At 74.6% G+C, this 12,706-nt stretch carries 9 protein-coding genes and 1 pseudogene; 5 read left to right on the top strand and 5 right to left on the bottom strand.

What is annotated here, in order from left to right:
- Positions 1–168: 168 nt before the first annotated feature.
- The 4 genes and pseudogenes from ABZ854_RS15530 to ABZ854_RS15515 form a co-directional block, all read right to left on the bottom strand.
- Positions 169–690 (bottom strand): annotated as a pseudogene (locus ABZ854_RS15530) (PadR family transcriptional regulator); the annotation flags it as partial.
- A gap of 31 nt (positions 691–721) precedes the next feature.
- A complete protein-coding gene (locus tag ABZ854_RS15525; protein WP_361210042.1) occupies positions 722–2,737 on the bottom strand; it encodes an NADPH-dependent 2,4-dienoyl-CoA reductase in 2,016 nt (671 codons plus the stop codon).
- Between the two features lie 158 nt (positions 2,738–2,895).
- Positions 2,896–3,270 carry a hypothetical protein gene (locus ABZ854_RS15520; RefSeq protein ID WP_361210039.1) on the bottom strand — a complete coding sequence of 125 codons (375 nt, stop codon included), beginning with the start codon at positions 3,268–3,270 and terminating at the stop codon, positions 2,896–2,898.
- Positions 3,271–3,397: 127 nt separating this feature from the next.
- Positions 3,398–4,276 (bottom strand): hypothetical protein, encoded by an 879-nt coding sequence (locus tag ABZ854_RS15515; RefSeq protein ID WP_361210037.1) that lies wholly within the window; start codon positions 4,274–4,276, stop codon positions 3,398–3,400.
- A gap of 287 nt (positions 4,277–4,563) precedes the next feature.
- Here ABZ854_RS15515 and ABZ854_RS15510 point away from each other — a divergent pair, with 287 nt between their 5' ends.
- Both ABZ854_RS15510 and ABZ854_RS15505 read left to right on the top strand, forming a co-directional pair.
- Positions 4,564–6,639 carry a SpoIIE family protein phosphatase gene (locus ABZ854_RS15510; protein ID WP_361210034.1) on the top strand — a complete coding sequence of 692 codons (2,076 nt, stop codon included), beginning with the start codon at positions 4,564–4,566 and terminating at the stop codon, positions 6,637–6,639.
- A 126-nt stretch (positions 6,640–6,765) separates the two neighbouring features.
- A complete protein-coding gene (locus ABZ854_RS15505; RefSeq protein ID WP_361210031.1) occupies positions 6,766–7,551 on the top strand; it encodes a hypothetical protein in 786 nt (261 codons plus the stop codon).
- Positions 7,552–7,579: 28 nt separating this feature from the next.
- Here the strand turns inward: ABZ854_RS15505 and ABZ854_RS15500 are convergent, their stop codons facing one another.
- Positions 7,580–8,425, bottom strand: a complete 846-nt coding sequence (locus ABZ854_RS15500) for a putative protein N(5)-glutamine methyltransferase (protein ID WP_361210028.1) — start codon at positions 8,423–8,425, stop codon at positions 7,580–7,582.
- A gap of 334 nt (positions 8,426–8,759) precedes the next feature.
- Between ABZ854_RS15500 and ABZ854_RS15495 the strand changes: the two genes are divergently transcribed.
- The 3 genes from ABZ854_RS15495 to ABZ854_RS15485 all read left to right on the top strand — a co-directional run bounded on the left by ABZ854_RS15495 (position 8,760) and on the right by ABZ854_RS15485 (position 12,705).
- The gene (locus ABZ854_RS15495) at positions 8,760–10,091 is read left to right on the top strand and encodes a hypothetical protein (RefSeq protein WP_361210026.1); all 1,332 of its coding nucleotides are present in this window, start codon (positions 8,760–8,762) and stop codon (positions 10,089–10,091) included.
- Positions 10,092–10,243: 152 nt separating this feature from the next.
- Entirely contained in the window at positions 10,244–11,464 is a 1,221-nt protein-coding gene (locus ABZ854_RS15490; RefSeq protein WP_361210024.1) for an AAA family ATPase, read from the top strand.
- The gene (locus ABZ854_RS15485) at positions 11,461–12,705 is read left to right on the top strand and encodes a VWA-like domain-containing protein (protein WP_361210021.1); all 1,245 of its coding nucleotides are present in this window, start codon (positions 11,461–11,463) and stop codon (positions 12,703–12,705) included. The genes ABZ854_RS15490 and ABZ854_RS15485 overlap by 4 nt, the downstream gene beginning before the upstream one ends.
- The last annotated feature ends 1 nt before the right edge of the window (position 12,706 follow it).

The following is a 12,706-nucleotide window of genomic DNA, read 5'->3' as shown; positions in this document are numbered from 1 at the left end:
GCCCGGCTCCCGGCCGGCGCCCGGCTCCCGGCCGGCGCCCGGCTCCCGGCCGGCGTCGGCTTCCCGGCCGGCGTCGGCTTCCCGGCCGGCGCATGGCTCTCGGCCCGGGTCTGCTTCCTGGCCCGCGTCGGTCTCGGGGGCGGCCGTTTTCGGGGACGGGAAGTCGGGGAATTCCGCCAGGGCGTGGGTGAGCCAGGCGGTCCAGAAGGTCTCCAGGTCGATGCCCGCGCGCAGCACCAGGTGCCGCAGGCGGTCCTCGGGGGCGTCGCGGTCCGGGGGGAAGTCGCGGCGCTCGATCTCCTCGTACTCCGCCAACTGCCGCCGGTGCAGCTCCAGATGGCGGTTCAGGTCGGCCGCCAGGCCGTCCGTGCCGACCACGGCCGCGGCTCGCAGCCGCAGCAGCAGCACGTCGCGGAGCGGCTTGGGGTCCTGGGCGGTGGCCGTCCAGCGGGCCAGTTCGGCGCGGCCCGCGGGCAGGACCTCGTAGCTCTTCTTCTGCCCGCGGGCCGGCTGCTCGGCCGGCAGGGTGCGGATGTGGCCCTCGGCCTCCAGTCTGCCCAGCTCGCGATAGATCTGCTGGTGCGTCGCCGACCAGAAGTAGCCGATCGACCGGTCGAAGCGGCGGGTCAGCTCCAGCCCCGAGGACGGTTTCTCCAGCAGGGCGGTCAGAATCGCGTGCGGCAGGGACATGGGCACATCCTAGGGACGCGCGCCCCGGCCCCTACAGCGCCGCCGCCAGCTCGGTGCCCTGCTTGATGGCCCGCTTGGCGTCCAGTTCGGCCGCGACGTCGGCGCCGCCGATCAGGTGGACACTGCGTCCGGCGGCGGCCAGCTCCTCGTACAGGTCGCGGCGCGGCTCCTGGCCGGTGCACAGGACCACCGTGTCGACGTCGAGCACCGTGCTCTCCTCACCGACGGTGAAGTGCAGGCCGGCGTCGTCGATGCGGTCGTAGCGCACGCCCGGGACCATCGTCACGCCGCGGTGCTTCAGTTCGGTGCGGTGGATCCAGCCGGTGGTCTTGCCCAGGCCGGCGCCGACCTTGGTGGTCTTGCGCTGGAGGAGGTGGACCTGGCGGGGCGGGGCGGGCCGCTGCGGCTCGGCGAGGCCGCCCGGGGCGGTGTAGTCCATGTCGACGCCCCAGTTCCGGAAGTACGTCCCCGGGTCCTCGCTCGCCTTGTCGCCGCCGTCGGTGAGGAACTCGGCGACGTCGAAGCCGATGCCGCCGGCGCCGAGGATCGCGACGCGGTCGCCGACGGGTGCGCCGTCGCGCAGCACGTCGAGGTAGCCGAGGACGCGGGGGTGGTCGACGCCGGGGAGGTCCGGGGTCCGCGGTGTGACACCCGTGGCCACGACGACCTCGTCGAAGCCCGCCAGGTCCGCCGAGCCGACCCAGGTGTCCAGGCGTACGTCGACGCCGTGGGCGTCGAGCTGGTGGCGGAAGTAGCGCAGCGTCTCGTCGAACTCCTGCTTGCCGGGGACCTTGCGGGCCACGTTGAGCTGCCCGCCGATCTCGCTCGCGCCGTCGAACAGGGTGACGTCGTGGCCGCGTTCGGCGGCGCTGACGGCGCAGGCGAGTCCGGCGGGGCCGGCGCCGACGACGGCGACCCGCTTGCGGCGCCGGGTCGGGGAGAGCACCAGCTCGGTCTCGTGGCAGGCGCGGGGGTTGACCAGGCAGGAGGTGATCTGCCCGCTGAACGTGTGGTCGAGGCAGGCCTGGTTGCAGCCGATGCAGGTGTTGATGGCCTCCGGGGTGCCGGCGGCGGCCTTGGCGACGAAGTCGGGGTCGGCGAGCATCGGGCGGGCCATGGAGACCATGTCGGCGTGGCCGCCGGCGAGCAGCTCCTCGGCCACCTCGGGGGTGTTGATGCGGTTGGTGGTGACCAGCGGTACGGACACCTCGCCCATCAGCTTCCTGGTGACCCAGGTGTAGGCGCCGCGCGGCACGGAGGTGGCGATGGTGGGGATGCGGGCCTCGTGCCAGCCGATGCCGGTGTTGATGATCGTCGCGCCGGCCGACTCGACGGCCTTGGCCAGGGTGACGACCTCCTGAAGGGACGAGCCGCCGGGGACCAGGTCCAGCATGGACAGCCGGTAGACGATGATGAAGTCCTCGCCGACCGCCTCACGCACCCGCCGGACGATCTCCACGGGGAAGCGCATCCGGTTCTCGTACGAGCCGCCCCAGCGGTCCTCGCGCCGGTTGGTCTGCCGGGCGATGAACTCGTTGATGAGGTAGCCCTCGGAGCCCATGATCTCCACGCCGTCGTAGCCGGCCTGCTTGGCGAGCCGGGCGGTGCGGGCGTAGTCGTCGATGGTCCGCTCGACGTCGGCGTCGGTGAGTTCACGCGGCACGAAGGGGCTGATCGGGGCCTGCAGGGGGCTCGGCGCCACCAGGTCCTGGTGGTAGGCGTACCGGCCGAAGTGCAGGATCTGCATCGCGATCCGGCCGCCCTCGGCGTGCACGGCGTCGGTGACGACCCGGTGCCGCTCGGCCTCCGCCTCGGTGGTGAGCTTGGCGCCGCCCTCGTACGGCCGGCCCTCGTCGTTGGGCGCGATGCCGCCGGTGACGATCAGTCCCACTCCCCCGCGCGCGCGGGCCGCGTAGAACGCCGCCATCCGCTCGAAGCCGCGCTCGGCCTCCTCCAGGCCCACGTGCATGGAGCCCATGAGCACGCGGTTGGGCAGCGTGGTGAAGCCCAGGTCAAGCGGGGACATCAGGTGCGGGTAACGACTCATCGGGCCCTCCGTGCACGGTGTGGTCGCCTCCTGTTGTAGAGGACGGACACCCGATTATGCAACTAGTTGCAGAAGGGAGGGCGCGTGACCCCGGACACGCGTGCGCCCCGGACGGCAGCGGGCCGTCCGGGGCGCGTGCGGGCCCCGAGGGGCGGCCGTCAGCGGCTCTCCAGGCGCAGGTGCAGGTCCCGTTCCTGGTCACCGGAGGCGGCGCAGGTCTCGTGGACGGTGAACATCGCGTCCAGGGTGGTCCGGAACCGGTCCACGGCCCAGTACCCGCCCTGGACGTCCGCGAGGACCGACGCGTCGAGGTGGACCGGCGGGCAGGCCTCGTCGCGGGCGTCCGCGACGTCGTAACTGCCGAGCCAGACCATGGGCCGGGTCTCGTGGAGCTGCTGGGGCACCTCCTCCGCCCCGCGGTCGGAGGCGAAACAGGTGCCGAGCGCCTCGAAGACGAGACGAGCGTCGTCCTTGGAGCATCCGCTGATCTCCACCGAGACGGTCTCCGGATGCGACCGCTCCGCGTTCTCCATGATCGCTCCTTTCGTGGCCGTGCTGCGGTGGAACGGGGTACCCCGCCCAGCCGCGTCCATCCTCAGCAAAGCACCGGCAGGCCGGGCCCACACCTCGGCCGGGCCCCCGCGGCCCCTGCCACGCACCTCAGCCGCGCGAGAACTTGTACGTCTTGCTGTCCGTGATCACGCAGAACCCGGGCGACATGACGATCACCCGCAGGATGCCGGTACGGCGGTCGTAGTCGATGCCCTCCGCCTCGAAGCTGCCGGAACAGCCGCTGCGCAGGGGCAGTGGGCGCAGGGCCGTGACGTGGCCGGTGACGTCCGAGCCGTTCGGTGCGGCCGACAGGTCGATCTGGAGCAGCGGCTTGGTCATGCCGAACAGCGAGCCGTCCGGGTCGTCGGAGGAGCACAGCAGGGTCGTCGGCCCGGAGAAGTCGCAGCCCTGGACGTCGCTGACGGCGTGGTCCAGGTGGACGGTGGCCGCCTGGGGCAGGTTCGCCGAGGGCGAGGTCGAGGCGTTGACGCCGGGCGTCGGGAAGACCAGCAGCCGGTTCATCGTGCCCCACTCGCCGGACAGCATCCACTGGCCGTCGGGCGAGATCGCCACCCAGGAGTTGTTCAGCGCCTCCCCCGGGCTCAGCGCGTGGACGTACTCCGACCAGCTGCCGTCCGGGGCCTGCACCCGGTACATCTTCGCGCCGCCCGAGTCCTCCTGGTACGGCTCGACGTAGTAGCCGTCGTAGGTGGCGTCGGGGTCGCCGACGTGGTTCCAGCCGCGCAGGGACAGGCCGAGGGGGATGGTGCCGATGCCGGTGTAGCGGTTGGGGCTGCCCGCCGGCACCTCCACGGAGGTCAGGCCCTGGCTCTCGGTCAGCGGGCGCGCGCGGTCCGAGCCGGTCTCGGTCCAGGTGTCCGCCGCCGAGGCGGAGGTAGGCACGGCGAGGGACAGGACGGCGGCGGTGGCGAGGACGAGGAGTCCGCTGAGGACTCCGTGACTGCGTGGCCGGGCGGACGCGGGCATGGACGACTCCTCGGAAAAGGGGGGTGGTGGCACTCGGTCGGCGGACAGTCTGGCCCGGCCATGTGGGCATGTACAGACCAAGCAGAGGGCTATCGTGGGCCACCCCCGGCGGCCGTCACACCCCGGATGCCGCCAACTGGCGACTTCCGGGTACGCCCGGCCCCGTGTTGAGAGATGGTGGAGATTGACGGCGACGGCGGCGGAGAGTCGGGTGTGAGCGCGGTAGAACAAGGGGAGTCGGCACGGGGGACAGCGTGCCGTGCGGACGGGCGAAGGCGGTGCGTGGCATGAGTGCAGCCGGGGCTCCGGTGACGGAGGGCGGCGAGATGCGCGGGCCGGTGCGCCCGGGCGGGCTGCTCGACGTCCTCGGAGTGGCGTCGGTGGTCCTGGACGCCGACGGGCGGATCGTGCTGTGGAGCCCTCAGGCGGAGGAGCTGTTCGGGTACGCCGCCCGCGAGGCGCTCGGCGAGTACGCGGCCCGGCTGATGGTGCACGAGCGGCACATCCAGCTGGTCGGCAAGCTCTTCGCCGACGTGCTGCGGACCGGCCAGAGCTGGGCGGGCGGTTTCCCGGTCCGGCACAAGGACGGCAGCACCCGGCTGGTGGAGTTCCGCAACATGCGGCTGCTGGACGACCAGGGCGACGTCTACGCGCTGGGGCTCGCCGCCGACCAGAACACGGTGCGCCGGCTGGAGCAGGACGTCGCGCTGTCGGAGCGCATGGTCAAGCAGTCACCGATCGGGCTCGCGGTGCTGGACACCGCGCTGCGGTTCGTCTCGGTCAATCCGGCACTGGAGAAGATCAACGGCTTTCCCGCCGCCCAGCACGTGGGCCGCGACATCCGCGAGGTGCTGCCGCAGCTGGACGCCGACACACTGGAGGGCTCGGCCCGGCGCGTCCTGGACACCGGGACGCCGCTCATCGACGAGCCCATCGTGGGCCGCACCCCCGCCGACCCGGACCAGGACCACACCTGGGCGATGTCGCTGTACCGCCTGGAGGACGCCATGGGCAACGTCCTAGGCGTCGCCGTCTCCGTCGTCGACATCACCGAGCAGCACCGCGCGTCCGTCGAGGCCGAGGCCGCGCGCCGCCGGCTCGCGGTGATCGCCGACGCCTCCGCCCGGATCGGTACGACGCTGGACCTGGACAGGACCGCCCGCGAGCTGGCCGAGGTCGCCGTGCCGGAGCTGGCCGACGTGGCCGCCGTCGACCTGCTGGACGCCGTCGTCGAGGGCCGGCGCAGCACCCTCGGGCCGTCGGAGTCCGCGGTGATCCGGGCGCTGGCGGTCCGCGCCGAGCACGAGTCGGACGCCGTGCAGGCCGCCGACCCGCCCGGCCAGATCGCCCGGTACGCGCCCGACCGGCTGGTCACCGAGTGCGTGCGCAGCGGCGAGGCGGTGCTGGTGCCCCGGGTGAAGGACGAGGACCTGCCGCGCATCGCCCGCTCCCCGGAGGCTGCCGTGCTGCTGGGCCGGGCCGGGCTGCACTCGTACCTGGCCGTGCCGCTGATCGCGCGCGGCGAGGTGCTGGGCGCCCTGGACCTCAAGCGGACCCGCAATCCGGCGCCGTTCGGCGAGGACGACGTCCTGCTGGCCCGGGAGCTGGCGGCCCGCGCGGCCGTGCAGATCGACAACGCGCGCTGGTACCAGAACGCCCGCAACACCGCGCTCACCCTGCAGCGCAGCCTGCTGCCCAGCCATCCGCCGGTGACGACCGGCCTGGAGGTGGCGTCCCGCTACCAGCCGGCGGGTGCGACCAGCGAGGTCGGCGGCGACTGGTTCGACGTCATCCCGCTGGACGGCGGCCGGACGGCGCTGGTGGTCGGCGACGTCATGGGCAGCGGCATCAACGCCGCCGCGACCATGGGCCGGCTGCGCACGGCGACCACCACCCTGGCCCCGCTCGGCCTGGACCCCGCGCTGCTGCTGGAACACCTGGACAAGACGACCTCTGCCCTGGACCACTCCATCGCGACCTGTGTGTACGCCGTGCACGACCCGCGGCTGCGCCAGTGCCGGATCGCCAACGCCGGCCATCTGCCGCCGGCCCGGCTCCGTCCCGGCCGCCCGCCGGAGCTGCTCGACCTGCCCACCGGGGTGCCGCTGGGCGTCGGCGACGTCCCGTTCACCACCATCACGGTCGACTTCGAGCCCGGGGACGAGCTGGTGTTCTACACCGACGGGCTGGTCGAGACGCGCTGCCACTCCCTCGACGAACGCCTGGACTTCCTGCTCTCCCTGCTCGACGACCCGGCGCGCCCGCTGGAGGAGGCCTGCGACCGGCTGCTGCGCACGCTGCACCACCCGGACAACCACGACGACGTGGCGCTGCTCATCGCCCGGGCGCAGGAGCTGCCGTAGAGGCGGCCGGTACCGGCCCCCGATTCACAGGAACTGGTTATCGGGCCCTTAACCCCCTCCCGGGACAATCACAGGTGGGCATGTCTTCGCGAGGCCGCGTGCCAGGGCCGCCGATGGGAGCGCATGGTGAGCCAGGAACCGGAGCAGGAAGGCCGCCCGGCGGGCGGCGGGCCGGGCGGGCCGATTCCGCCGATGCCCGGGTACGCCCCACGGGTGGGCCCGGAGGAGAAGGAGCCGGCCGGCGGCGGGCACGGCGGTGCACCGCGCGGGCCGGTGAGCGCCCGGTGGCGCCGGACGTCGGCGCGGGCCCGGGCGGTGACCGTCGCGTGCACGGTGGGGGCGCTGGCCGTCGGCGGCTCCGTCGCCTTCGCCGCCACGTCGGACCAGTCCGGTCCGGGCGCCACGCCGAGCGCCTCGTCCTCCGCCACGCCGTCGCCGCACCGGCACGGGCCCGGACTGGGGGCGCGTGGGGCCGGGGCGCACGGGGAGGCGACCGTCAAGGACCCCGACACCGGCCAGTGGATCGTGCGGATCTGGCAGCGGGGCACGGTCGAGAAGGTGTCCGGCGACCAGGTCACCGTCAAGAGCGCCGACGGCACGTCGTGGACGTGGACCGTGGGGTCCGGTGTCACGGTGCGGGGCGACGGCGGCGGCTCGGGCGACACGGGCGCGGGTGCCCTGAAGAAGGGCGACCAGGCTCTGCTGGTCGGCACCCGCGCCGACAGCGGCAAGAGGACGGCCACGGCCGCGTTCGCGGGCTTGTTCCAGCGCGGGGACGGCGGCTTCCGGCACCGCGACGGCGGTTTCCCCGGCCACGGCAAGCCGTGGAACCGGGGCGACCACCGTCCGAACGGCAGCGAGTCGCCGAGCCCGTCGTCACCGAGCCCGTCCGGGAACGGGACGGCCACCTGAGCGACAGCCACGTCACGGACCGCGGGGCCTAGGCCCGCCCTCCGGGCCGTGCCCAGGGGCGCACCCCGATCACCACGTGCGCGGCCCGTTCCTCCGACGCCGCCACCCGGGTCGTCAGTCCCGCCCGGTCGAACTCCCGTACGGCGGCCGGGGCCTGACGTTCGCTCGTCTCCGTCAGCAGGCAGCCTCCGGGGGCCAGCCAGGCGGGCGCCTCCGCGGCTACCCGGCGCAGCACGTCGAGTCCGTCCGCTCCGCCGTCCAGGGCGGCCGGCGGCTCGTGGTCGCGGGCCTCGGGCGGCAGCAGGGCCACCTCGGCGGTGGGGACGTACGGCACGTTGGCCATGAGGACACCGACCCGGCCCCGCAGGCCCGCGGGCAGGGCGTCGTACAGGTCGCCCACGTGGGCCCGGCCCCCGAAGGCGGCGAGGTTACGGCGGGCGCAGCGGACGGCGGCCGGGTCGATGTCGGCGGCGTGCACCTCGACGCCGTCGGCTCGAACCGCCGCTGACACGCGGCCGAGGGCGGCGGCCATGGCCGCGCCGAGGGCGCCGGAGCCGCAGCACAGGTCCACGACGACGGTGGCGTCCGGGGCCTGGGCGAGGGCCTGGTCCACGAGGAACTCGGTACGGCGGCGGGGCACGAACACGCCCGGCTCCACTGCGATCCGCAATCCGTGGAACTCGGCCCAGCCGAGGACCTGTTCGAGCGGGAGTCCGGCGGTCCGCCGCTCCACCATGGCGGCCGCCTCCTCCGGATTGCGGGCGGTGGCGAGGATCAACTCCGCCTCGTCCTCGGCGAACACGCACCCGGCGGCGCGGAGCGCGAAGACGACGGCGGACGGGGAAAGGGGGACACGAGAAGGAAGGGAAGGCATGGAAGCCGAGAGCCTTTCGACAAAGACCTGGGGCCGAAGGGCGCTCGCGCGGTCACCGGTGCCGGTGATCCGCGCTGTCACAAGGAGCGAGCACCCCAGCTGACACAGCGGTAATGGGTCTCACCTCCTCGGCAGCGGGCGGCCGCGACGGTCCGCGGCCGGACGGCCAGCCTACCCCAGCGCCCCGACCGCCGGTCGGCGGCGCCGAGTTCGAGACGTCCGGCGCCGCGTGGAAAACACATGGCGCCCGTTTCCGCGAGTCGGCTACGCTCCCCGCGATGACCACTCAATCTTTGACCGGATGGGGGGTACCGTCCGCGCCAGGTGAGCGCTGATGCTCACCTGGACCGCGTACGGGAACTCCCGGCTCTCTCTCTGGCTGCGCGTGCGCGAGTTCGCCGTGCCGCCCTCCATGATCGAGACGGCGACCGCCCGCCGCAGTGCCGGGGACTGGGCCGGAGCGTGTGCCGCCGCCGGGGTCGACGTCGACCTCGACCTGCGGTCCGTCGCCCGCACCCACGGCTCGGCCCTGGCGGCCCGGGTGCGTGCCGACCTCCGCCGTCTGGCGCCCGACCTGCTGCGCTGGCACATGCCGAGGATCGCCCCGGACGGACTGCTCCGTCCGGCTCTGACCCTCAGCCTGGCCCGGTACGACGCTCCCGGGCAGGCCGACGCCGGACCGCTGCATCTGGTGGCCCGTACCCCGCCCTCGTGGGCGGACGCCGGACAGCGGATCGCTCTCTCCCTGTGGGACGGTTCCTCCGCCGGCTACGGCGCCGGCCGCCACCCGCACCCGCGCCCCCATCGGCGCTACCGCCTCGACCTGCACCGCCACCTGTGGGACGCCCGCAGGACGGCCGAGCTGCGTGAGCGGGCCGGCGCCGGCGACCCGGCACCACCGGTCCCGTCGCCTCCCGAACCCGGTTGCAACGTCGGACGGTGGGCCGCCGAGGCGGCGATCCTGCTCCGCGCCGAGGGCCGGGCCGACGACGCGTTCACCGTGCGGTGCGGGTCCCGGAACCGGCTGGTCCTGGAACTGACGCGGGACGAGGACGGCGTAGGACCGCCCGCCCTGCGGCTGCTCGCGGCGGCCCCCGGGCGCGGCGGACCGGCGGCCCTGCCGGTGCTGCCGGACGCGGCGACCCGGACCCCGCCCGACCTGGAGCTGCTCCGCGCGGGCCTCCTCGAACCGTCCCGGCTGCACCCGCTGGTCGCCTCGGCGCTGGCCCCGGGCACCGTGCCGCCGGACCGCCCCGCTCCCACGGGCGATCCCCGCGTGGTGGAGTGCCGGGGTGCCCGGCACCGGCTCGGACTGGTCGACGGGGCGCTCGCCCCGCTGGACCACGATCCGGCCGAGATCCGCCGTGAGGAACTCCTGATGGCCTTCGGCGGGCCGCCGCTGCCCTGCCTGCGGGTCATCGACGAGGCCCACCGGCGCCCGGACTGCCTCACCGGGGTCCGCGAACGCCTGGAGCACGGCGACATCACGGGTGCGCTCGCCGTGGTCGAGGCCCTCCTGGGCCCCGCCGCGGTCCTGCGCGACGGCCCCCTGCGCGACGCGCTGTCCCGCACAGCGGCCCGCCGCACCACCCACGCCCTCTACCGCGCCGGCCTCACCGGCCCCGGCCGAGCCCCCACCCGCGACACGCCCCGCCACACCCCCTGACACCGCCGCCCCGCACCCCACCCGGACAGCACAGCAACACCCCAGGGGCGCGGGGAACTGCGCGACAAGCCACACCGCACCCGCACCCGACCACCCACCGGACCACCCCCGCCCCCCGGCTCAACCAACTCCCACACACCAAGGTGACCACCATGCCCACACCCCCCTCCCAACTCGACATCGCCACCGACCTCCTCACCCTCCTCGACGCCACCACCACGGAACCCCGCCCCGACACCCAACTGGAGGCGCTGACCCTCGCCGTGGCGGCAGACCTGCCCGTGCTGCTGTGGGGTGAGCCGGGCATCGGGAAGACCGCCGCCCTCACCCAACTCGCCGCCGCCCTGAACCTCCCGCTGACCACGGTGATCGCCAGCGTCCACGAGCCGTCCGACTTCTCGGGGCTGCCCGTCGTAGGAGACGACCCCGCGGCCCAGGGCGTCCCGATGGCCCCGCCGGACTGGGCGGTGCGGCTGGAGCGGGCCGGACGGGGCCTGCTCTTCCTGGACGAGCTGTCGACCGCACCCCCAGCGGTACAGGCGGCCCTCCTGCGGCTCGTACTGGAGCGCCGGATCGGCTCGCTCAAGCTGCCGCCGGGCGTACGGATCGTGGCCGCCGCCAACCCCCGCTCCTCCGCGGCCGACGGCTGGGAGCTGAGCCCACCGCTCGCCAACCGGTTCGTGCATCTGCAGTGGACGCACGACCACGACGTCGTCGTACGCGGTCTCGGCGGCACCTGGCCGCGGGCGACCCTGCCCGCACTAAACCCGGCCCGGCTGACGGCCGCGGTGGACCGGGCCCGGCGCGCGGTGTGCGGGTTCCTGACGGCGCGCCCTCCGCTGGTGCACCGGCTGCCCAGCGGCGAGACGCGCCGGGGCGGCGCCTGGCCCTCGCCGCGCAGCTGGGAGATGACCCTGCGGCTGATCGCGTTCGCGACCGCGGCCGGTTCCTCGCGGGACGTGCTGTCGCTGCTGGTCCGTGGCACCGTCGGCGACGGCCCCGGCCTCGAACTGCTGGCGAGCCTGGACCGGCTGGACCTGCCCGACCCGGAACTGCTGCTGGCCGACCCGGCGCACGCCGTGCTGCCCGAGCGCGGTGACCTGCGCCAGGCCGCCCTGGACGCGGTGGTCGACGCGGTCCGGGGACGACCGGAACGGGCCCGCTGGGACGCGGCGTGGGCGCTGCTGGTGCGCGCGATGGAGACCGGCGCACCGGACGTGCTGGTGGTCCCGGCGACCACGCTCGCCAGTCTGCGCCAGGCGGACTGGGACGTACCGGCGTCGATCGACCGGCTGGCCGGGGCGGTATCGGTGACCCGGCAGGCGGACCGCGCGGCGGCGCGGGCCGCGGTCGCCACGAAGGCCCGCCGATGACCGCGACCGTGCCGGCCGGAACGGGCCTGGACACCGGCAGACTCTTCGCCGCCCGGCTGCAGGCGGTGCGGGCCCGGCCGTATCTGGCGACCGCCCTGTTCGCACTGCATGTGGTGGAGTCCCGGCAGGTGCCGACGATGGGCGTGGACCGGCACTGGCGGGTGTACGTATCCCCCGCGTTCGTGGCCCGCACACCGGTCGAGGAGCTGGCCGGGGTGTGGGTGCACGAGGTGTCGCACCTGCTGCGGGACCATCACGCGCGCAGCGACCGGGTCGCCCGCGAACGGGGGCTGACGGGCCGCGGGGAGCGGTTGCGGATGAACATCGCCGCGGACTGCGAGATCAACGACGACGTGTACGGCGACGGCCTCGTCAGGCCCGAAGGGGCCGTCACCCCGCAGTGGCTCGGTCTGCGGGACGGCGAGCTGATGGAGGACTACGTGCGGCAGTTCCGGCTGGGCCCGCTGCTGGGGGACCTGGCCTGGCTGGACTGCGGGAGCGGTGCCGACGGGCTGGAGCGGCCGTGGGATCTGGGCCCGGACGGCGCGCACGGCCTGAGCGAGCAGGAGCGGGACGGGGTGCGGTTCCGGGTGGCCCAGGCGATCACCGGCCGTCCGGGCAGCGCGTCGGCGGGCTGGCGGCGCTGGGCGGAGGAGGTGTTCCATCCGCCGCAGCCGTGGCGCGAGTTGCTGGGGGCGGCGGTGCGCTCGGCGACGTCCGGCGCCGGGGCCGGTGAGGACTACAGCTACGGCCGCCCGTCGCGCCGTTCGGCGGGACTGCCGGGGGTCGTCCTGCCGAGCCTGCGACGCCGGCCGCCCCGGGTGTCCGTGGTGATCGACACCTCGGGGTCGGTGAGCGACGCGGAGCTGGGCGGCGCGCTCCTTGAGGTGGCCGCGATCGCGCGGGCGGTGGGCGGCCGCCGGGACCTGGTGACGGTGCTGCCGTGTGACGCGGCGGCCCAGGCGGTGCAGCCGCTGTGCCGGGCGGAGGGGCTGGTGCTGACCGGCGGGGGCGGGACGGACCTGCGGACGGGGTTCGCGCGGGCGCTGCGGACGCGGCCGGGACCGGACGTGGTGGTGGTCCTGACGGACGGCCAGACTCCGTGGCCGGACACCCGTCCGCCCTGCCGGACGGTGGTCGGCCTCTTCTCCCGTCCGGGCACCCGGACCTGGAGGGAGTACGACCCCGAGTACCGGCCGGACGCGCCGCCGGAGTGGGCCCGGGTGGTGACCATCGGGTAGC

The organism is Streptomyces sp. NPDC047028 (assembly GCF_040644095.1).
In the GTDB taxonomy this organism is placed as follows: Bacteria; Actinomycetota; Actinomycetes; order Streptomycetales; family Streptomycetaceae; genus Streptomyces.
This window is presented reverse-complemented; position numbering and strand designations above follow the sequence as displayed.

Coding starts and splice junctions, on each gene's coding strand:
- ABZ854_RS15525 (WP_361210042.1), bottom strand. CDS start 2,737: ATGAGTCGTTACCCGCACCTGATGTCCCCGCTTGACCTGGGCTTCACC.
- ABZ854_RS15520 (WP_361210039.1), bottom strand. CDS start 3,270: ATGGAGAACGCGGAGCGGTCGCATCCGGAGACCGTCTCGGTGGAGATC.
- ABZ854_RS15515 (WP_361210037.1), bottom strand. CDS start 4,276: ATGCCCGCGTCCGCCCGGCCACGCAGTCACGGAGTCCTCAGCGGACTC.
- ABZ854_RS15510 (WP_361210034.1), top strand. CDS start 4,564: ATGAGTGCAGCCGGGGCTCCGGTGACGGAGGGCGGCGAGATGCGCGGG.
- ABZ854_RS15500 (WP_361210028.1), bottom strand. CDS start 8,425: ATGCCTTCCCTTCCTTCTCGTGTCCCCCTTTCCCCGTCCGCCGTCGTC.
- ABZ854_RS15495 (WP_361210026.1), top strand. CDS start 8,760: ATGCTCACCTGGACCGCGTACGGGAACTCCCGGCTCTCTCTCTGGCTG.
- ABZ854_RS15490 (WP_361210024.1), top strand. CDS start 10,244: ATGCCCACACCCCCCTCCCAACTCGACATCGCCACCGACCTCCTCACC.
- ABZ854_RS15485 (WP_361210021.1), top strand. CDS start 11,461: ATGACCGCGACCGTGCCGGCCGGAACGGGCCTGGACACCGGCAGACTC.